13 protein-coding genes are annotated in these 20,351 nt (G+C 70.2%); 1 reads left to right on the top strand and 12 read right to left on the bottom strand.

Annotated features, from left to right (window positions below; genetic code table 11):
* Positions 1 to 69: 69 nt before the first annotated feature.
* The 9 genes from ABD169_RS01620 to wecB form a co-directional block, all read right to left on the bottom strand.
* On the bottom strand, positions 70 to 1,527 hold the full coding sequence (locus ABD169_RS01620) for a glycosyltransferase (protein WP_344028480.1): 1,458 nt from the start codon (positions 1,525 to 1,527) through the stop codon (positions 70 to 72).
* A complete protein-coding gene (gene xrtR, locus ABD169_RS01625; RefSeq protein WP_344028483.1) occupies positions 1,524 to 2,228 on the bottom strand; it encodes an exosortase R in 705 nt (234 codons plus the stop codon). Before xrtR ends, ABD169_RS01620 begins: the two co-directional genes overlap by 4 nt.
* Before the next feature lie 94 nt (positions 2,229 to 2,322).
* Complete coding sequence (locus ABD169_RS01630; RefSeq protein ID WP_344028486.1) at positions 2,323 to 2,490, bottom strand: LPXTG cell wall anchor domain-containing protein; 168 nt, start codon at positions 2,488 to 2,490, stop codon at positions 2,323 to 2,325.
* A 162-nt stretch (positions 2,491 to 2,652) separates the two neighbouring features.
* The gene (locus tag ABD169_RS01635) at positions 2,653 to 5,778 is read right to left on the bottom strand and encodes a hypothetical protein (RefSeq protein WP_344028489.1); all 3,126 of its coding nucleotides are present in this window, start codon (positions 5,776 to 5,778) and stop codon (positions 2,653 to 2,655) included.
* A 142-nt stretch (positions 5,779 to 5,920) separates the two neighbouring features.
* Entirely contained in the window at positions 5,921 to 6,640 is a 720-nt protein-coding gene (locus tag ABD169_RS01640) for a GntR family transcriptional regulator (RefSeq protein WP_344028492.1), read from the bottom strand.
* A 133-nt stretch (positions 6,641 to 6,773) separates the two neighbouring features.
* The gene (locus ABD169_RS01645; RefSeq protein WP_344028494.1) at positions 6,774 to 9,779 is read right to left on the bottom strand and encodes an Ig-like domain-containing protein; all 3,006 of its coding nucleotides are present in this window, start codon (positions 9,777 to 9,779) and stop codon (positions 6,774 to 6,776) included.
* A gap of 492 nt (positions 9,780 to 10,271) precedes the next feature.
* Entirely contained in the window at positions 10,272 to 10,910 is a 639-nt protein-coding gene (locus tag ABD169_RS01650; RefSeq protein WP_344028496.1) for a GntR family transcriptional regulator, read from the bottom strand.
* Positions 10,911 to 10,912: 2 nt separating this feature from the next.
* On the bottom strand, positions 10,913 to 11,572 hold the full coding sequence (locus tag ABD169_RS01655) for a GntR family transcriptional regulator (RefSeq protein WP_344028499.1): 660 nt from the start codon (positions 11,570 to 11,572) through the stop codon (positions 10,913 to 10,915).
* A gap of 96 nt (positions 11,573 to 11,668) precedes the next feature.
* Entirely contained in the window at positions 11,669 to 12,760 is a 1,092-nt protein-coding gene (wecB, locus tag ABD169_RS01660) for a non-hydrolyzing UDP-N-acetylglucosamine 2-epimerase (RefSeq protein ID WP_344028502.1), read from the bottom strand.
* Positions 12,761 to 12,880: 120 nt separating this feature from the next.
* Here wecB and ABD169_RS01665 point away from each other — a divergent pair, with 120 nt between their 5' ends.
* Positions 12,881 to 15,502 (top strand): LuxR C-terminal-related transcriptional regulator, encoded by a 2,622-nt coding sequence (locus ABD169_RS01665; RefSeq protein WP_344028505.1) that lies wholly within the window; start codon positions 12,881 to 12,883, stop codon positions 15,500 to 15,502.
* A gap of 115 nt (positions 15,503 to 15,617) precedes the next feature.
* Here the strand turns inward: ABD169_RS01665 and ABD169_RS01670 are convergent, their stop codons facing one another.
* The 3 genes from ABD169_RS01670 to ABD169_RS01680 form a co-directional block, all read right to left on the bottom strand.
* Positions 15,618 to 17,630, bottom strand: a complete 2,013-nt coding sequence (locus ABD169_RS01670; RefSeq protein WP_344028508.1) for an RCC1 domain-containing protein — start codon at positions 17,628 to 17,630, stop codon at positions 15,618 to 15,620.
* 244 nt (positions 17,631 to 17,874) lie between these two features.
* Positions 17,875 to 19,389 (bottom strand): glycerol kinase GlpK, encoded by a 1,515-nt coding sequence (glpK, locus tag ABD169_RS01675; protein WP_046456417.1) that lies wholly within the window; start codon positions 19,387 to 19,389, stop codon positions 17,875 to 17,877.
* Between the two features lie 80 nt (positions 19,390 to 19,469).
* Complete coding sequence (locus tag ABD169_RS01680) at positions 19,470 to 20,225, bottom strand: MIP/aquaporin family protein (RefSeq protein WP_046456416.1); 756 nt, start codon at positions 20,223 to 20,225, stop codon at positions 19,470 to 19,472.
* Positions 20,226 to 20,351: the final 126 nt, after the last annotated feature.

Genomic DNA, 20,351 nt, shown 5'->3' on the forward strand with positions numbered 1-20,351 from the left:
GGGCCCGCCCGGTGCATGCGACGGGCGGGCCCACGGGCACCTGCCGCGAGTCGCGCTCGCCGACTCCGCTCAGGCGGCGAGGGGGAGCGCGAGCGCGGTGCGCAGCGGGGTGGGCGCGTGGCCGAGCCCTTCGAGGCGGTCGGGGTGCATGGTGACACGCGAGCCGAGCGGGGTGGCGGGCATCGACACGACTTCGGCGTCGGCGCGTACGTCGACGAGGTCGTCGGTGAGTCCCTCCTGCACTCGGGCGGTCTTCTGCCACCCGTTCTCTCCCTTGAGGATGCGGGCGAGCGCGGACCAGACGGCAGCGAATGCGATGTAGTTCATGAGGGGGAAGCAGTGGGCGTGCAGGAGCGCCATCCAGAGCCGGTTCTCTTCGTCGCGCTTCCAGTAGACGAACGCGGAGACGAAGATCGGGCCGAAGGCGAGCAGGTACCAGAGCACGAGCCCGATGAGCAGGGTCACCGAACCGGTGACGAACGAGAAGAACGAGGGGCCGTCGACGATGAGACCGAAGAGGCCCCAGTGGAACAGGATGGACCACGGCAGGATCGTGACCCACGGTGTGAGGATGTAGGCGGAGAGTTCGAGCACGCGGAGCTGCGACAGCTGCGCGTTGCCCCAGATCTCGGGAAGCCGCTTCGCCATCATCATGTGGCCTTGGAACCAGCGTCGGCGCTGCGTGAAGAGCGTCTTGATCTTCTCCACGCCCTGCTGCTCGACGGCGGCGTTGGGGGTGGTCGCGAGCTTCCACTTCTTCATCGCGAGGGTGACGGCGAGGTCGAGGTCTTCGGTGAGGGATTCGCTCCACGGCTTCTCGCCGGCCTCGTTGAGGGCGGACAGGCGCGAGAACTGGCCGTTGCCGCCGAGCGACACGGTGGACGACTGGTGGCGTCCGAACTGGGTGACGGAGGTCATGGACCAGAAGTGGAAGTCCTGGAACCGGGTGAGGAAGTTCTCACGGTTGCGGATGCGCACGGCGAGCTGGATCGCACCGACCTCGGGATCGTCGAACAGCGGCAGCACGGCCGCCATGGCCCCGTCGGAGAGGCGACCGTCGGCGTCCATGACGGTGACGAGCACCCGGTCGACGTCCTGGCCGCGCTCGGCGACGAGCTGCCGCACGAGGTTGAGCGCATCGTTGAGGGCTTCGCCCTTGCCCTGGCGGGCGTTGGGCTGCTGGCGCTCGAGCACGATCACGTTGTCGCCGCCGTGCGCGTATGCGGTGGCGATGGTCTTGTCGTCGGAGGCGTCGTCGATCACGATCGTGGTCGAGTAGGGGGAACCCGCGAGGGCTTTGACCGTGGCACCGATCACCGCTTCCTCGTTGAGGCACGGGATCAGGAAGTAGGTGTGGAAGGTGCCGGGCTCGCCCGCGAAGGGGTTCTCGTACTTCGCTCCGCGCAGGGTGGAGAGCGTGGCGCCCTGCTTCTTCATGGTGCGCAGCCCCGCGAAGAACATGACCCAGAGGTAGAGGAACGAGATGCAGATGACGACGAGCGCTGTGGTGGCGAAGGCTGCGATCATGCTCGGCCCTCCGGCTGCTCGGCCTGAGCGGCCGGCTCGGTGCCACGCGCGGCCGGCTTCGCCCGGCGGATGCAGAGCAGGAAGAACACCGCGAGGGACCCGGCGACGCCCAGCATCATCATCGTGGAGCCGATCGGCCCGTGGGCCCAGTTGAAGGCCTCGCGGCCGCCCTCGGCGAACATGACCGCGTTGACCAGCAGCCGCACCTGGTTGAGCAGGACCAGGCCGGAGCCCGAGATGGCGAGCGCCGAGAACAGGCGGACGGGCCGTACTCGGGGCACCATGATCAGGATCGCGGAGAGCAGGAACGCGGCCCCGACGTACATGGCGATCGCGCACTGCGGGATGAGCCGGAGCGAGATCCAGGTGTCGTTCGCGTGGAAAGTGATCGCGGGGATCCCGTTGTTGACCGACGAGATCGCGGTCTCGGCCAGGCCCGTGCTGTTCATGATCCAGGCCTGGATCTCGGTCTCGGTGAAGCGCAGCTCGCGTTCGTAGATGAAGCAGAGGACGCCCACGGCGAGGAAGGCGAGCGCGATGAGCGCACGGCCGAAGCGGTTGAGCAACGAGCCGGCCCGGTGCGCCTTCGAGACGCGGGGCTGCTCGGCGGGCACGAGTTCGGGGACCGCGCCCCGCTCGTTCTGCTCGCGCCGGTGGCGGCGGCTCAGCGGCTGACCGCCGGTGATGGTGATGTCGCTCATCGCGTGCTCCTGCTCGTATCGTGGGATTTCAGTTGATCTCGGCGCTCGACGTCTGCGACCCCCGGTGCGGGGTGCCTGCGCGGGCCGTATTGCGTCACATGGCCTGTGCTCGCTGGCGCTTGAGCCAGCTGAGACGGGCGAGGACCGCGCCGCCGAGCAGGAGCGCGATGCCCATGAGGATGAAGCCGACCTGCTCGCTGCCCGTGGTGGCGAGGACGCCACCGACGACGCCGATGCCGGTGGGAGGTGCTGCGGTGTACATGCCCGCCCTTTCGTTGAAATGATGTTGCTGCTCAACGGTAACATGTAACAAAGAAGCTCGCAATGGATCGCTTGCTCTGTGGACAACGTCGCCCAGCGTTCGTTCAGGCGGGCACGCGGTGGATCACGGACGGCGTGCCGCCCGTGATCCACCGTTGCGGGGCTACTCCCCCGTCGCTCGTGCGCCGTGGCGAGCCCGGAGCCGGAGCACCAGCACGGCGAGGCCGACGGCCAGCAGGCCGGCTGCACCGGCCCAGAGCAGGCCGACGCTCGCCGCGCCGGTACGCGCCAGGCCCCCATTAGCCGACGCGGACGCTCCGGTTGCGCTCGCGGTCGCGGTTCTCTCGGCTGCCGCGCCCGGGTCGGTTCCGGCGTTCGCGGAGCTGTTCGCGTTCGTCGCCGCGCTCGAGCTCTGGTCGGCGTTCGCGCCGGTGCTCGCATCGGCGTCGGAGCCGGCTCGCGCCGTGGAATCGGTCATGCTGCTCGGATCGCTGGATGCCGAGTTCGTCGCGTCGGATGCCGTGCTGCTCTCGACCTCGGCGGCCGCGCCGGAATTCGCGCCGCTCTCCACGTCCGCCTCGTCCGCGTCCGCACCAGCATCTACGTCGTCGGGACCGGGCTCTTCCGCAGCGACGACGCGGACCTCGGCGGGGTTGGTCTCGCTGATCCGTCCGCCGGCGCCGAGCCAGGCTCCGGTGGTGTTGACGTAGCGGTCGCCGTCGAGATGGTCGGGGTTGCTAAGCACGACGTGCAGGCCGCCGAACCCGGCGTCGCCCTGCGCGAAGTCGGCGACGACGACCCGCAGCGCGGTGATCCCGGCGATTTTCGAGAGTTCGGTGCCGTCGGCGTCGATCCACTCGATCGCGTCGCTGTTGGCCGCTGCGGCACGCACCTGCGCAGCAGGGGCGGTCGTGACCTGCAGCGTGCCGTAGCCGTCGGGTGCGGGGGTGCCCTGGCCGTCGGTGATGCGCGCCGAGGCGACGCTCACCGCGCCGGTGAAGCTGGATCCTCGCCCGTCACCGTTGTACGGCAGCACGTCGACGAAGTGCGAGACGCGCTGCGAATCGGTCTGCAGGTTGAACCAGCTGGTCTCCCACTCCGGCGACCCGCCGGGTTCGATCTCCTCGTCACCGGCGACGGTCTTCTCGGTACCGACGACCTGGGCCCGGAGATAGCTGACGGTCGCCTGTGCACGGTCGGGGTCGGCGCCCTGAGCTTCGAGCACGGCCGTGTTGACGTAGGTGGTGTCGACGGGCGCGACGAGCGAGGTCTTCGCCGAGTAGCGCAGCGGCTCGAGCTTCGCCGCGGTGGTGGCCTCGCCGCGGTAGGTGAGGATCAGCGTCAGCCCGGCGGCCGCGCTGCCCACGCGTTCGACCTCCCAGTCGTCGGGGATCGCACTCGTGTCGACCGAGACGAGGCCGGCGGGCAGTTCGTCGACGATGCGGATGCCGTGCACGTCCCGCTGCTGCGGGTCGCCGGTGTTGGCGATGAGCTCGGGGGTGAGCGTGTAGTCGATGCTCGCGCCACCGACCACGGTGCCTCGGGCGGCGTTCTTGCCGAGACGCACGCGCAGGTCGCGCACCTCGATCCAGGATTCGTCGAGCGCGAAGTGCGCGCCGCCGTCCGCGTCGGTGTACGCATGCGCTGCGACATCCGGAACGAGGTTCGCCTCGGCCACCTTCGCCACGAGCCGCATCGGCACGGCCACCACGAACGCCTTCTGCGTGGCGGCGGTGCTCGCCCAGGCGCCGGCCGTGTAGGCGACGCGGATGCCCGACACCCGCTCGGGCCCGCCGGCCGCGGCGATGCTCGACACCCAGGTGTTGCGCTCGGGGTCCGTGCGGTCGTTGCCGGAGGTGTACTGAATCGCGTAGTCGGACGGATTCAGCGGGGCCGTGCCGCGGTCGACACCCACGTAGGGCATCGCGCCCTCGAGGATCCGCTGCTCCGCCGGATGCCAGAAATCGTAGGAGACGAGGTCGCTGATCGGGCTCATGGAGCCCGTGGTCTTGTCGGCACCGGGCTGCACCCACCAGCGGGGCACGATGATGCTGTCGGTCGAGACCGGCGCTTCGTCGGCCCATTCGTAGCGATCGGTCAATCCGGCCGGGTCCGCGGTAAGCGCGGGCGACGCCTGCGGATCCTTCTGCACGAGGATCCGCTTGTCGGTCGCCGCGTCGCCGCGGCCGGTCTGGGGCAGTTCGACATAGCCCGAGATCTTGGATTCCGAAGTGACGGCGACGGGGTCTCCGTCGGTCGTCTGCCACTGCTGCGGCGCGGCGGTGTTCCAGACGACGACGCGGTTGTTGCCCGCGGTCGGCAGGTCCGCAGCTCGCACCCAGAATCGGATCGCGACGGTGGCACGGTTCCAGTTGCCGTCGGCGACGGTGCCGGGCAGCGAGGCGTAGTCGTTCAGGGTGATGTCGAGCGTGTTCCCGCTCTGCTGCAGGGTGGGATGGGAACCCGCGCTCTGGCGGATGATCTCGGCCTGGAACCGGAGCTTCGAAGCGCCGGTCGGCCCGGTGATGGTGAAGGTATCGCGGATCGATGCCGGCTGGGCGAGCTCGAACTGCAGCACCCCGACCTCCTTCTCGGGGACCGGGCGCACGCGCAGCACGAAGTCGATGGCGCGGGCGTCGACCAGGCCCGATCCGTCGCTGAAGTCGTGCCGCCCGGAGATGTTGTGCGCCGCGACGGTCTTCTCGAACTCGGCGCGGTGCTCGCCGCGCACGGTGATCGCTCCGGTGCGCGCCTCGAGCGCTTCGCCGCCGTTCTGCGTGCTGACGACCGGCAGGTAGGTGCTTTCGTCGGCCACGGTGCGCGACGGGATCGCCTTCATGCCGGCGAGGCTGAGGAGCTTGCCGTCGACCTGGGTCACCGTGGCTGTCAGCGTGCGGCCGTCCTCGGAGAGGACGTGGTGCGCGGCGTATGCGCGGCCGTCGGTGTCGAGCGCGCCGAGGGATGCGGGATCCCAGCGCCACCCCTCGGGCAGCGTCTGCGTGAGCGAGCCGCCTGCCGTTCCGGTCACCGCGAGGTCCCATTGGAAGGCCACCGCGTCGTTCGTGGCGACGATGCCGTTCTTGGGGGCGTCGTCGACCGCGTTGGGCACCTGCGCGCCATCGAAGAGCACGCTGATGGCCAGGCGGTCGAGCCAGGCGTCGGCCGCGCGCGCCGCGGTGGGAGCCACTGCTCCCAGGAGCAGGAGCGCGATGCCGAGCAGGGTCGCCGCGAGCTTCGTCGGTAGTGTTCTGGATCGAGCCCGCGGGCTCGGGACGGGGATGGCGGTCACCGGTGGTTCCTCGTTTCGGGTGCTGAGTCGAGTGGACTGCGCGCCGTCGTCGACGCACGACCGAGCGATGCGGATAGGCGCACCGTTTTCTCGTGCCCATCGTAACCGGTTACCGGTGATGTGGTGGGATCCTACTTTTCGATCAAGCGACCGCCCTCCGGGCGGACCCGCCCGAGCGGAACGATCGGTGCACCCGTTCGGCATAGTCACGCAGTGCCGCGCCGTTGCCGCGCAGAAGTTCGCGTTCGACGGCGCACCACTCGAGTCCGGCCGCGCGCACTGCGGGCGCGTGGCCTCGCCCGGTGAGCGTGACATGGGTGAGGTACGTGCCGAGGGGCCCTAGGACCCCTCGACTGAACCCCTCGGCACCGGTCGGGTAGCCGACGGGGAGCAGCGCGGCGCTGACCTCGAGGAAGCGGGCGAGGCCGGCGAAGGGGTCGCGGTGCTCGCAGTCGCCCGAGGGACGGTGCTCTCGGCAGGACGCGCCGGGAATGCTGCGGTTCAACTGCGCGGTGTCGGCGTGGTCGATGGCGCCGGCAACGAGGAGGCCGAGCGCGCGGACGCGTTCCTGCATGTCGGTGTCGCCCCAGTGGGCGACTTCGGTGCGGGAGTTGCGGGCGATGGTGATGAAGCCTTCGTCGGCGAGGCGTCGCACGGCTTCGCGCACGGGGGTGCGGGAGATGCCGAGTTCGGCGGCGATCTCGTCGAGTTTGAGGCGCTGCCCGGGGGTATAGCGTTCGAGCACGATGTCGCGGATGAGGCGGTCGTAGACCTGGTCGCTGAGGAGGTCGACGCGGAGGTCGAGCCGGGTGCCGTCGTGGGCGGGGGTGCCGGTGCTGCCGAGTGCGGGCACGGGGGGCATGCGGTGGTCCTTTCGGTGCGCGGAGGTGCGGGGCGAGGTTCGGGTGCGCGAAGGCCCCCGGTGCCGGGCGTCGTGGTTCGACGCCCGGCACCGGGGGCTGTTCGCTGCCGTTTCGGGCTGAGGCGATGCGTGGTTACGCGTCGACCTTGGCCTGCTGGCGGCGGCGGATCAGCAGGCCGAGGCCCGCCGCGCCGGCGAGCATGACACCGGCGAGGGATCCCGCGGTCATGGGCTCGTCGCCGTTCTCGGCCGAGACGATGAACTCGACCTCCTTGCTGCCGCCCAGGTTGTCGGCCACGGTGATCGTGTGGTCGCCGTTCTCGAGCTCGGGCAGGGTGACGGCCCAGTCGCCGTTCTCGTCGACGACGGTCTCGCCGATCACGTTGCCGTCCTCGTCGGTGACGGTGATCTCGGCACCCGGCTCGCCGGTGCCCGACACGGTCGGGGTCTTCGAGTCGACGGTCGGCTTCGCGTCGCCCTCGGGGGCCGGGGCGGTCACGATGAGCTCCTCGGCGGGGACGATGAAGTCCACGTTCTGGGATCCGCCGTGGTTGTCGGTCACGACGATCTCGGCCGGACCGGTCGGCAGGGTGCCGATCGGGGTCGTCCACTTGCCGTCCTCGCCGGCGACGGTCTCGCCGATCACGTTGCCGTTCTTGTCGGTGACGGTGATCTCGGCGCCGGGCTCGGCGGTGCCGGACACGACGGGCTTCTTCGAGTCGACGGTCGAGCCCGGGGTGGGGCCGGTGACGACGAGGTTCTCGAAGGGGACCTCGAAGTCGATGTCCTGCGAGCCGCCGTGGTTGTCGGTCACGGTGATGCCGGTGCTGCCGCCGCCCAGCTCGGGCAGGGTGACGCTCCAGTTGCCGTTCTCGTCGACGACGGTCTCGCCGATGACGTTGCCGTCCTCGTCGGTGATGGTGATCTCGGCGCCCGGCTCGCCGGTGCCCTCAACGGTCGGCGTCTTCGAGTCGACGGTGGATCCGGTCTCGGGTCCCGTCACGATGAGCTTGTCGGCAGGGACGATGAAGTCCACGTTCTGGGATCCGCCGTGGTTGTCGGTCACGACGATCTCGACCGGACCGGTCGGCAGGGTGCCGATCGGCGTCGTCCACTTGCCGTCCTCGCCGGCGACGGTCTCGCCGATGACGTTGCCGTCCTTGTCCTTCACCGTGATCTCAGCGCCGGGCTCGGCGGTGCCGGACACGACCGGCTTCTTCGAGTCGACGGTCGAGCCAGCGGTGGGGCCTGTGACCGTGAGGTCGTCGATGATGTTCACGTCGAACGATCCGGTCGCGGATGAGGTCTGGCCGCCCGCGTTCTGCTCGGCGGTGATGCTGACCGCGCCCTCGGGGAGGTCGGTGCCGGGCTTCACACTCCACTTGCCATCGGAACCGACAGTCGCGGTGCCGAGCACCTCTCCGTTGCCGTCCTTGACGGTGACGGTGGCACCGGGCTGACCGGTGCCCGTGATCGCGGGACGCGGATCGTTCGTGGTGCCGGTCGGGCCGGTAACGGCGACCTTCGCCTTCTCGGCGACCTTCACCTCGAAGCCTCCGGTGGAGGTCGTCTTCACACCCCCGACGGTCTGCTCGGCGGTCACCTGATAGGTGCCGTTGGCGAGATCCTTGGACGGCGTGAGAGACCAGTCGCCGCCGTCGCCGACGGTCGCGGTGCCGAGCACGACGCCCTTCTCGTCCTTGACAGTGATGGTCGATCCGGGCTCGCCGGTGCCCGTGATCTTCGGCCGCGCTTCGGTCACGGTGCCCGAGGGGCCGGTGACGGCGACCTTGACCGCAATCCTGAACTTCTTGGGGTTGGCCATCCGAGAGTGCCCGTTGACCTGCTGCTCTGCATCGATGCCGTGCGCGCCCTCGGCCAGGTCCTTGGGAACCGGCACGCTCCACTTGCCGTCAGCCCCCACGGTGATCCACGAGGAATACCAAGCGCCGTTATCGAGACGCACTCGGATCTTCGCCCCGGGCTCGCCGGTGCCCGTGATGGTCGGACGCACATTTCCGATGGTGCCGGTCGGACCGCCGATGACCGGCGCCTCCGGCGTCTTCACCTCGAACGAGCCGGTCGCCGTCGTCTCGACGCCGTTCGCGTTCTGCGTTGCGGTGACCGTGCGGTTGCCGACGGACAGGTTCGTCACCGGAACCAGCGACCACTTGCCGTCAGCGCCGACCGTAACCGTGCCCAGGTTGGTGCCGGTGTCCGTCTTGACAGTGACCGATGCGCCCGGCTCACCGGTCCCCGTGATGGTCGGGCGGTAGCCCGCAACCGTGCCGGAGGGGCCGGTCACCGCGACCGAAGCCGAGGCCTTCACCTCGAAGGATCCACTCGCCGTCGACTTCGCGCCGTTCGCATCCTGCTCCGCAGTGATCGCATGCTTGCCGTTCGCAAGATCCTTCTCGGGGGTCAGCGACCACTTCCCATCAGCGCCGACCGTGGTCGTGCCGAGGACCGCGCCGTCGGCGTCCTTCACTGCAATTTTTGCACCAGGTTCACCAACCCCGATAATTTCCGGATTTCTCGTATCGATGATCCCGCTCGGCCCGCTAATAAAAACTTGAGCAATTACACTCTTGAGATCCAGCGCCTGACCAGCATTTGCCCCAGTAAAGAACAAAGTATTGTAGATACTACTCCTGTAGAGCCCCTCGCCCGTAGCCGAGTAAAGTACAACTCCGGTTCTTTCATCGATCTCAAAGACCTGATCCTCGGCGCCTTCCTCGCAGTCCTTAAGCCTCGAACTCAGATGGGCATCATAGTTAAGTCGATCAACAGTCAAGCACTTCCCAACGGAGTTAATGATCGGCCCCCTAGTGCCAACCGCAGGAAAGGTAAATACTTCGGCAGACTTTCTCGCGGAAACTATATTTTGAGCCAGGGTTGTACCGGCCGCATCAAAGTCCGTACGCCTCAGAACCCCACCGGACGAATACGACGCGGAAGCGACATTTCTTCCTTGGGTCAGATAAAAGGTAGTAACGAACTTTCCACTTAACCGAGGCTGCGGCTCCGTCGCACTCGCCGGCGCCGCCGTCGCCGCATCTGCCGCAACCACCCCACCGATCGCGAGCGCGCCCGCCATGCCGAACGCGGCAAGCTTGCCGACTCTCTTACCGAAACCCATATCGTCTCCTCCTGTTGGGTTGCTTCCGGAGAGACAGTGGCCTCTCCGTTACGTCAATTGAACCCTAACATGTTAGCTGTAGCGTGCGCAAGAATGGGTTGCTGAGAGGGAGGTGAGGGAGGGCGGGGATCCTGCGACTCGTGCCTCGCGCAGGATGACGGGGAGGGGTCCTCGCGTGGGAGGACGGGGGTCCTCGCGCAGGATGACAGGGAAGGGCCCTTGCGTGGGAGGACGGGGCCTGGTTTCGACTCACTCCGCTCACTCAACCAGCGGGAGCGGCGGGGGATCCTGCGACTCCTTCGTCGCGCAGGATGACGGGGGGGGTCGGCGTCCGGCAGGGACGCAAAAGCCCCGCCCGTCTCGAAAGATGGGCGGGGCTGGATCCTGCGACTCGTGCCTCGCGCAGGATGACTAAGGAGTTCCTCGCGCAGGATGACCAGAAGCTCCTCGCGCAGGATGACAAGACGTCCCTCGCGCAGGACGACCGTGGGGCTACTCGAGGTCTCCGATGACCGCCGCCGCGAACTCGCGCAGCAGCGCCACCGCACGCGCCGTCTCGCCGGCGAGCACCGCCTCGTGCACGCGCATCACATACGCGTTCAGACGTTCCAGGTCGACGCTCGTTCCGGGGATGCTCAGCGCGCGCGACACGAGCGGCCCGCTCTGCTCGATGTAGTGCAGCAGCATCTCGTTCTCGGCCGCACCCGCGAGCACACGCATGTAGGCACCGAGACCCGAGATGTACACGGACGGGCGCCCGCCCTCCGCGACCGCGGAGGCGACCACGTCGGTGAGGCGCTGCAGCTCGGCGCGGTGCTCGTCGGCGAGGCGGGGCGTGCCCTCACTGATCGCGATGCGGAAGAACACGAACTGCGTGACGAGCGACTGCAGCACGTCGTCGCGATCCACCGGGGCGACGCGCGTGAACTGGTTCGGCACCATCTCGACGAGGCCCTGATCGCTGAGACGCGCCAGCGCATCGCGGATCGAGGCCCGCGAAGACCCCAGCCACTCGACGATCTCGTCCTCGCGGAGGCGCTCCCCCGGCTCGAGGACGCCGTCGGCGATGGCGTCGCGGATCGCGATGTACACCTGGTCGCGCAGGAAGGTGCGGTTGTTGCGCTGCGGCATGATCAGTTCTCCCCCTCGAGCACGACATCGAACGCCTCGGCCACCCGCGCGAAGTGCGCGTCGATCGCGCGCTCCAGCGGCGCGACCTCGCGGGCCTCGGCCGCGGCGAGCACCGCATCGACCTCGGGTCGGTGCAGGGGGGCTACGCCCTGCACGGCCGCCGCCTGCGTGAGGTGCGCCGCGATCTGCGTGTGGAAAGTGCGCAGCAGTTCGTTGCCGGTGCGCACCAGCAGCACGTCGTAGAAGGCGTCGAACGCGGCGACGCTCGCCGCCCCCGGCTGCGCCTGCCGCATGGCCTCCGCACGTTCGCGGAGCAGCGCCAAGTCGTCGTCGCCCAGCTGGGCGGCCACCATGAACGCCGTCGACTCGGTGATGCCGCGGTACAGCGCGAGCGCGTCGCGCGTACGCTCGGGCGTCACCTCGCGCACGCGCGTGCCCACCTGCGGGCGCACGACCACGAGGCCCTCGCCGGCCAGCCGGCGCAGCGCGGCGCGCACCGAGGCGCGCGTGCCGCCATACTGCTCGGCCACCCAGATATCGGTCAGCGAAGCGCCCGGCGCGAGCTCGGCCGAGAGGATCGCGTCTCGGATCGTCTCGGTGATCGCGTCCTTCAGCAGCACCCTGGCTGGAATGATCGGCGATGCGGTCTGTGGGATCGGCATGTCGTCCTCCTCGACTGCCACCCTAACAACTCAGCGGTCACATGGAAGATGCAGGATGAAAGATCCCGAGGGTTTCGTACCTCAGGTGCAAACGCCCTATTCGACCCGCGCATCACCGAGCCGGATCGCGATCTGCGCGATCTTCCACCCCGCGAACCCGTCGCCGTACGGCGACGGCGTCTCGCGCAGGTGCGCCCAGCTCTGCCCCAGCGCCGAGCGGATCGCCGCCAGCAGATCCTCGCTCGGCGGCACCAGCCGGGCGAAGCCCGCCGCGATCGACTCGGGTCGCTCAGTCGAGCGCCGCACCACGAGCAGCGGCTTCTGCAGCACCGTCGTCTCTTCTTGTACGCCGCCCGAGTCGGAGACCAGCAGATCAGCCTGCTGCGCGAGCGCCAGGAAGTCGGCGTGCCCGAGCCCCGTGCGCACGTCGAGCAGGTGCATCATCTCGGTGAGGCCGAAACGCTCGGCCGCGGCCACCGTGCGCGGGTGCGCGGCGAGCACCACGTTCGACCGGCTCTCGATCAGCGCTTCGAGCACGCGCTCGAGCGCCGCCGGGTCGTCGGTGTTCTCGGGGCGATGGATGGTCGCGAGGATCTTCGCCCCCGGCTCGACCGCGAAGCGCTCGGCGGACTCGGCGCGCGCGATCGCCTCCCTCGTCGCCTCGACCACCGTGTTGCCCGTCAGCGCGATGCGCTCGGCCGGCAGATTTTCGTCGAGCAGGTTCGCGACCGCCTGCTCGGTCGCGGCGCAGTGCATGTCGGCGATGGCGCCGACCACCAGACGGTTGATCTCTTCGGGCATGCCGCGGTCGAACGAGCGCAGACCCGCCTCGACGTGCACGACGGGGACGCCGAGGTAGTTGGCCGCCTGCGCCCCCGCCGACGTGGAGTTGGTGTCGCCCTGCACCACGACCGCGGCGACCGGGTGCGCCGCGAAGTGCGCCGCGAGCTCCGCGATGCCGGCCGAGATCTGCTCGGCCCGGCCGACCCCCGACATGCCCGTGAGCCGCACGTCGGGCTGACCGATGCCCAGGTCTTCGAAGAATCGGCCGGCCATGGCGTCGTCCCAGTGCTGCCCCGTGTGGACTACACGGGCGCGGTCGCCGAGCGCACGGATCACGCTCGCGAGCTTGATGATCTCGGGTCGGGTGCCGAGCACCACGGCGACGTCGGTCGGCTGGAAAGTCATGCGGATCCCCTCGATAGGTTTCTAACATGTTACCTTTCTTGCATTCGATCAGTCAACCCTTACATGTCAGTGCTCGGTAATAGAACGTCCACACGAATCGGATAGCCCTACAGTTGACCCGTGACCGGTTTCACCGATGAATCCCGCGCGCAGCCCGACGCCGCGCCGCTGCTGCGCACCCACCTGCTCGACCGCCTGGATTCGGCCGGGATCACCGTGCTCATCGCGCCGCGCGGCGGCGGCAAGACCGTGGTGCTCGACCAGTGGTTGCAGCACCGTCGTGCCCGCGGCGAGCGCACCGCGTGGATCGACACCCGCTCCTGGACCGGGTCCCGGGCGGAGGAACGATCCGATCCAGCTGCGGCGAGCGCGAGCGCCTCGGGCTCGAGCGATCCCGCCATCCCGCCATTCGTCGCCGGCGCCGACGCCCTCGTGCTCGACGGGTTCGACGGATACGCCCCGAACGCCGCTGCGCGGCTGGCCGCCATCGTCGAGGCCGTCAGCCCCTCGGCCCGCATCGCGATCGGATCGCGCGCCGGGCTCGGCCGCGCGACGGGATCCCACCACCGGTTCTCGACGGCCTCGAAACTGCGGCTGCGCGACCTCCGATTCACCGCGGACGAGCTCGGTGCGGTCCTCCCCGACGCCCACCCGGACGCCGGCGCCGAGACGACGGCCCTCGTCGACGAGCTGTCCGGCGGCCTGCCCGGGCTCGTCGCCGCGACCCTCGATGAGCTGCGCCACGCCACAGCCCAGGGCCGCCCGGTGCCGGGCCGGCTGCAGCTCGCCCGAGCGCTGCGCGAGCTCGTCGACGCCGAGCTCGACGAGGAACCCGGTGCGGATCCTGATTCGCTCCCCGGAGCGTCCCCCGAGTCGACCCTCGACGCGGCCTCGCTGCGCGCGAGCCTGCAGCGGCTCGCGCTGCTGCCCGCCTTCAGCCCGAGCGACGAGGCCGCCCTCGCACTGCCCGGCGGCTGGACCGTGCGGCGCATCGCCCGCGCGGGCTGGCTCGAGACGCTCTCGGGAACCGGCTCCCGAGGGGGCGCCAGCAGCACCCGCAGCCGGGTCCCCGCGGGCCTCCGATCCGCACTGCCGCCCCTCGACGACGCGACCGCGCTGCCGCTGCTCGCCGCGTTCGCGCAGGATCGGATCGACGAGGACCGCCTCGACGAGGCATGGGAGATCGCCTTCCCTCGCGCCGGCGCGCAGCTCGCATGGCGCATCGGTGTCACCGCGGCAGCACGACTCAACACCCAGGTGCTCGATCGGATCGCTCGCGACTGCCTCGGCCGGCCGCCGGCCTGGTTCGAACCCTGCCCGTACCTCGGCTGGTTCGCCGCCGTCTTCACCCGCGGGGAAGGCCCCGGGATCACCGAACGGATCCGGCTCATCGCCGCGATGGAGCCGACGCAGCTCGCCATGCCCGCTCCCCCAGCCGATCGGCTCCTCTTCTTCGCGATCCTCACGGTCGCGTTCCGGATCCAGGGCAACCTCGAGCGCGCGACCGACTGCGCCGACCGGGTGCTCGCGATCTGGCAGGACCTCTCGCGCACCCTCGCACCGCGGGATCAGGGCGTCGGCGCCTGGGGGCTCGACACCGCGGGGATGACCTACCTCGCGGCGAACCGCCTCGCCGAGGCTGCGGCGTGCATCCGCGCCTCGTGGGAGATCACCGTCGCCGCCGGCGATCCGCCCATCGGCGCCGTCTTCGGCGGCAACCTGGTCATGATCCAGGCGATCCGCGGCGACCTGGCCGCCGCCGAACGCACCCTCGAGGCGCTCCGCAACCCGGACCCGGCGCTGTCACCGCGGTTCATGACCGCGCCAGCGCCGCTCGTCGCGGGCATGATCGCGCTCGAGCGCGGCGATCTCGACGCCGCCCGGGACGCGATCGCGACCGCCCGCACGCTCATCGGCGACGCCGAACTGTGGCCCGTCTACGAGAGCACCGCCGCACTCGTCGACACCGTCGCCGGGGTTCCCGCGGCGGGAGCCCGACTGGAACGCGCGCTGCGCGCCCGCACCGAGCAAGGCGATCGGATCGTGATCCCCCGCTACGTGCGTACCGCGATCGCCCTCATGCGGCTCGTCGACCCGACCGCGTCGGGCGCCGAGACCCCCCTGGACGACACCGGGATCGCACCGCCGCCGGGGATCGCGGACCCCCTCGAATCGGTGGTGCCCGCGCTGCAGCGGCTGCTCCGTTCCGACCCCGGCGGCGCCCTCCGGCTCTCGCGCGAGGCCGGTACCTTCGACGGTGCCCGCGAGACGCCGCGGACCGAAGCCTGGCGCACCCTCGTCGCCGCTGCCGCCGCGCTCGACAGCGGTGCCGCGACGAAGGAGGTCGCTCTGTACCTCGGGCAGGCCGCCCTGGCCGCCGAGAGCAGCCGACTGTCGCTGCAGGTACGGTTCATCCCCGAGCGGCTCCGCCTCGACCTGGCCGGGATCGCACGCGACCAGCAGTTCTCCGCGTTCGCCGCGCTCCTCGCCGACGTCGGTTCCACGCCCTCGCTCATCTCGGAACTGCCCCGGATCCAAGCACCCTCGCAGCGCGAGCTCGAAGTGCTGCGCGCGCTCGCGACGCAGCAGGGCGTGCAGGCCATCGCCGACGACCTGGGCGTCTCCGTCAACACCGCGAAGACCCAGATCCAGCGCCTCTACCGCAAGCTGGGCGCCCACACCCGCGCCGAGGCTGTGCGCGCGGCGATCCGACACGGCCTCATCGAGGGCAGCGAGGAATAGGGCAAGACCCGCAAACGGAGATCCGCACGATCTCGGACCCCCCTGTGGGGAGAGGTCCGAGATCGTGCGGATCTCCGAAGTACGAGCCGGCTGGGCCGCGGCAGTCGGCCCGTGCTCAGGCCGCGCGGCGCGTCAGCGCACGCAGACCGACGGCGGCCGCACCCGCGAGCAGCAGGCCGCCCAGCGCCGCGATCGCCCACGGCGCCCCGGCACCCGTGGTCGCGAGGCCCGAGCCCGGCTTCGCCGAGGAGCCCGATCCGCCGCCGCCGTTCGAACCGCCGTCGGAAGCCGATCCGCCGTTCGCGTTCGCACCGCCACCGGCGTTCGCACCGCCGTCGGAGCCGTCGGCACCGCCGCCCGGTCCGGCCTTCGCCACGACCGTCAGCAGCGCCGACTCGCTCGTCGCCGAGCCCGCGCCGTTCGTCGCGGTCGCGCGCACGCGCAGTCCGTCGTGCGCCGCGGTCGCGGGCGACACCGTGAGACTCAGACCGTCCTTCGAGACCTGCGCGCCGGGGATCGACGACACCGGCTTCCACGTCTTGCCGCCGTCGGTCGAGATCTCCCACACCGTGCTCGGTGCGGGAGTGCCCGTCACGTCGACGGTGAAGGTCGCCGATCCACCCGCCTCGACCGTGCGGTCCTCGGGGTCGGTGATGGTCGGGGCGACCGCCGGTGGGATGTAGGTGAAGCCGTCCGTGCGGGTGATCGCCGGGCGGGCGTCGCCGCCGAGGGTCCAGCTCAGCACCACGTCGACCGGGCCGGCCGCGTGCGCCGGCGTCACGACCGACACCGTGCCGTCGCCGTTGTCGACGAGGCCGGTGCCCGCGATCCCGTCGAAGGCGACGCCCGTCACCTCGACCGGAGGGGTGAGCACGGCGCCCGGCAGCGACCGGTTCGCGGTCGTGCCCGTGCCGAGCTGCCCGGCGGTGTTCCGCCCCCAGCCGTACGTCTCACCGTCGGATCCGATGGCGAGCGAGTGCCCGAATCCCGTGGCGATCCCGGTGAACGGCGCCGACGCCGCGGGCAGCTGCACCCGCGCCGGTGCGGTGGCGGACGTCGTGCCCGTGCCGAGGCCCGAGCCGTTGGCGCCCCACGAATACGAGAGCCCGTCGGAACCGAGCCCGAGCGACTGCCCGTTGCCCGCGCTCAGCTGCGAGAAGGTGACCCCTGCCGGGGCCTGGATCCGCACCGGCGCGTTCCGCTGCGCGGTGGTGCCGTCGCCCAGCTGGCCGTACTGATTGTCGCCCCACGCGTACCCGTTGCCGTCGGAACCGACGGCGAGCGAGTACCAGTAGCCGCCGGAGAGGCTCGTGAAGGTCACGCCGGCCGGCATCTGCACCGCCACGGGCAGGGCGCTGTCGAGCCCGGCGCCGTCGCCGAGCTGTCCCAGCCAGCCGCCGCCCCACGCGTACGCCGTGCCGTCGGAGGCCAGCGCCAGCGAATGGCGTCCGGCGGATGCGACCTGGGTGAACGTCACGCCCGCGGGCGTGAGCACCCGCGTCGGCGTGGGCACGGCGTTGTCGCCGCCGTTCGGTCCGGCGGCGCCGTTGCCCACCTTGCCGTAGGTGTTGTCACCCCAGGCGTAGACGCCGCCGTCGGAGCCGAGCGCGAGCGAGGTGTACCAGTTGGTGCTCACCTGCGTGAACGAGACGCCCGCCGGGGCCTGCACCTTCACCGGAGTGCTGCGGTTCGTGCGGGTGCCGTCGCCGAGCTGCCCGTCCTCGTTGTTCCCCCACGCGTACGCGTTGCCGTCGGAACCGATGGCGAGGGTGTTGCCGCCGCTGCCCGCGGCGAGCTGCGTGAACGTCACGCCCGCCGGCACCGAGACCCGCACGGGCGCACTGCTCGAAGCCGTCGAGCCGTTGCCCAGCTGGCCGGACGCGTTCTGCCCCCACGCGTAGGTGCTGCCATCGGAGCCGAGCGCGACCGTGTGGTCGGATCCCGCGCTCACCTCGGTGTACGAGATTCCCGCGGGCGCCTGCAGCGTCACGGTCGTGCCGCCCGCGGTCGGGCCGGAGTCCGGAGTCACCGGCGGCGCCGGTGCGGCGAGCGCCGCGGCGGGCACTGCGAAGACGGCCATCGCCGCCAGTGCGACCGCGCCGAGCGCGCGGGTGGTCAATCTGTTCATGGGATCCCCTCGTGAGCGCGACGAGCGCTCACGGGGCGCCCATCCCCTGTAACACGGGGGATCGGGCGATTCATGACGCGGTTTTCCGAAACACGCCGTAGCGATTTACCGGACGGGCGTTGCGCTACGGGCCCGGCAGGCCCGCCGGATCCGCCGAACCACGCAGAGGGCCCGACCGGTCGACCGGTCGGGCCCTCTGCGTCACGCGGATCGCGTCAGCGCACGTCGGTGCGCCTCAGCTCGCTCAGCGCACGTCCTCGTCGACCCAGCCGGTCGACTTGGTGACGGCCTTGCGCCAATTGCGCAGCTGGCGATCGCGCTCGGCGTCCTCCATGGCGGGCTCCCAGCGGCGATCCTCTTGCCAGTTCGCGGCGAGATCGTCGAGGCCGCTCCAGAACCCGACCGCGAGGCCCGCGGCGTAGGCCGCGCCGAGCGCCGTGGTCTCGGCGACGACGGGGCGCACGACCGAGACGCCGAGCACGTCGGCCTGGAACTGCATGAGCGCGTTGTTCGCGACCATGCCGCCGTCGACCTTCAGCTCGGTGAGATCCACACCGGCGTCGGCGTTGACCGCGTCGAGCACGTCGCGGGTCTGGAACGCGACCGCCTCGAGCGCCGCACGGGCGATGTGCCCCTTGTTCGAGTAGCGGGTCAGGCCGACGATCGCGCCGCGGGCGTCCGGACGCCAGTACGGCGCGAACAGACCCGAGAAGGCGGGGACGATGTAGACGCCGCCGTTGTCGGGCACGCTGTCGGCGAGCTCCTCGACCTCGGGCGCGGCCGAGATGATCCCGAGCTGATCGCGCAGCCACTGGATCAGCGAGCCGGTGACCGCGATGGATCCCTCGAGCGCGTAGTGGGTGGGTCCGTCGCCGAGCTTGTACCCGACCGTGGTGAGCAGGCCGTTCTGCGAGTGGACGATCTCCTCGCCCGTGTTGAAGATGAGGAAGCAGCCCGTGCCGTACGTGTTCTTCGACTCGCCCGCGTCGAACGCCGCCTGGCCGAAGGTCGCCGCCTGCTGATCGCCGAGGATGCCAGAGATCGGGGTACCGCGCAGCAGCGAGGAGTCCTCGGCCTCGCCGTACACCTCGGAGGAGGACTTGATCTGCGGCAGCATCGAACGGGGCACGCCGAAGGCCTCGAGGATGTCGTCGCGCCACTCGAGCGTGCGCAGATCCATGAAGAGGGTGCGCGACGCGTTGGTGACGTCGGTGACGTGGACGCCGCCCTCGGGGCCGCCGGTGAGGTTCCACAGCACCCAGCAGTCGGTGGTGCCGAAGAGCAGGTCGCCGGCGTCGGCCGCCTCGCGCGCGCCCTCGACGTTCTCGAGGATCCACGCGATCTTGGTGCCCGAGAAGTAGGTCGCCAGCGGCAGACCGACGGTCTCCTTGAAGCGCTCGATGCCGCCGTCGGCCGCGAGGCGGTCGACGATGGCCTGCGTGCGGGTGTCCTGCCACACGATCGCGTTGTAGACCGGCTGGCCGGTCTTCCGGTTCCAGACCACCGCGGTCTCGCGCTGGTTCGTGATGCCGATGGACGCGATGTCGTGCCGGGTGAGGTCGGCGCGACCGAGCGCGATGCCGATCACCTCCTGCACGTTGCGCCAGATCTCCAGCGGATCGTGCTCGACCCAGCCGGCCTGCGGCATGATCTGCTCGTGCTCCTTCTGACCGACGGAGATGATCGATCCCGCCTTGTCGAAGATGATCGCCCGGCTCGAGGTCGTGCCCTGGTCGATCGCGATGATGTACTGAGACATGTGGTGCTTCCTTTCGTGAAAGCGGCGTTGCTCCGGTGAGGAAATTGCTGGTTCGGGTGCTGCTGCGGTGAGCGCGCCGATCAGGCGGCGAGCCCCAGGAGGACGGGGGAAGCGAACGCCGCGATCGCTCCGCCGACGAGCGGGCCGAGCACGGGAACCCAAGCGTAGCCCCAGTCGCTGGAGCCCTTGCCCTTGATCGGGAGCAGCGCGTGCGCGATGCGGGGGCCGAGGTCGCGGGCGGGGTTGATGGCGTAGCCCGTGGGGCCGCCGAGCGAGGCGCCGATGCCGACGACGACGAGCGCGACCGGCAGCGCGGTGAGCGGCCCGAGGCCTCCGGGCACGCCGACGTTGATGTCGCCCTGGTCGGCGAACGCGAACACCGCGAAGACCAGCACGAACGTGCCGATGACCTCGGTCATGAAGTTCCAGCCGTACGAGCGGATCGCGGGGCCGGTCGAGAAGACGCCGAGCTTGTTGGCCGCCTCGGGCTCCTCGTCGAAGTGCTGACGGTAGGCGATCCAGCACAGGATCGCGCCGAGGATCGCACCGAGGAGTTCGGCGCCCGCCGCGACGAAGAACTGGACCGCGGAGATCTTGCCGGCGATCAGCAGGCCGACGCCGACGGCCGGGTTGAGGATCGCGCCGGAGTAGGCGGAGGCGAGCACGCCGATGAACACGGCAAGGCCCCAGCCCCAGTTCACCATCAGGGTGCCGCCGCCGTTGCCCTTCGTCTTCGCGAGCACGACGTTCGCCACGACGCCGCATCCGAGGAGGATGAGGAGCCCCGTGCCGACGAGTTCGGAGAGGAAATAGAGACCGAGATTGACTTCTTGCATGTCGTCATTGACCTTTCGGGTTCTCTCGCGCTGCACGCGGGGCGGTTCGCCCGCGCATCGGAGAAGTGTGGGTGGGCCGGTGCTGCGGACCGGCGGGTGGAGGAGCGGACGCGCCGCTCGGATCGG

It is taken from the genome of Leucobacter iarius (assembly GCF_039530105.1).
Taxonomy (GTDB): domain Bacteria; phylum Actinomycetota; class Actinomycetes; order Actinomycetales; family Microbacteriaceae; genus Leucobacter; species Leucobacter iarius.

Coding starts and splice junctions, on each gene's coding strand:
- ABD169_RS01620 (WP_344028480.1), bottom strand. CDS start 1,527: ATGATCGCAGCCTTCGCCACCACAGCGCTCGTCGTCATCTGCATCTCG.
- xrtR (WP_344028483.1), bottom strand. CDS start 2,228: ATGAGCGACATCACCATCACCGGCGGTCAGCCGCTGAGCCGCCGCCAC.
- ABD169_RS01630 (WP_344028486.1), bottom strand. CDS start 2,490: ATGTACACCGCAGCACCTCCCACCGGCATCGGCGTCGTCGGTGGCGTC.
- ABD169_RS01640 (WP_344028492.1), bottom strand. CDS start 6,640: ATGCCCCCCGTGCCCGCACTCGGCAGCACCGGCACCCCCGCCCACGAC.
- ABD169_RS01645 (WP_344028494.1), bottom strand. CDS start 9,779: ATGGGTTTCGGTAAGAGAGTCGGCAAGCTTGCCGCGTTCGGCATGGCG.
- ABD169_RS01650 (WP_344028496.1), bottom strand. CDS start 10,910: ATGCCGCAGCGCAACAACCGCACCTTCCTGCGCGACCAGGTGTACATC.
- ABD169_RS01655 (WP_344028499.1), bottom strand. CDS start 11,572: ATGCCGATCCCACAGACCGCATCGCCGATCATTCCAGCCAGGGTGCTG.
- wecB (WP_344028502.1), bottom strand. CDS start 12,760: ATGACTTTCCAGCCGACCGACGTCGCCGTGGTGCTCGGCACCCGACCC.
- ABD169_RS01670 (WP_344028508.1), bottom strand. CDS start 17,630: ATGAACAGATTGACCACCCGCGCGCTCGGCGCGGTCGCACTGGCGGCG.
- glpK (WP_046456417.1), bottom strand. CDS start 19,389: ATGTCTCAGTACATCATCGCGATCGACCAGGGCACGACCTCGAGCCGG.
- ABD169_RS01680 (WP_046456416.1), bottom strand. CDS start 20,225: ATGCAAGAAGTCAATCTCGGTCTCTATTTCCTCTCCGAACTCGTCGGC.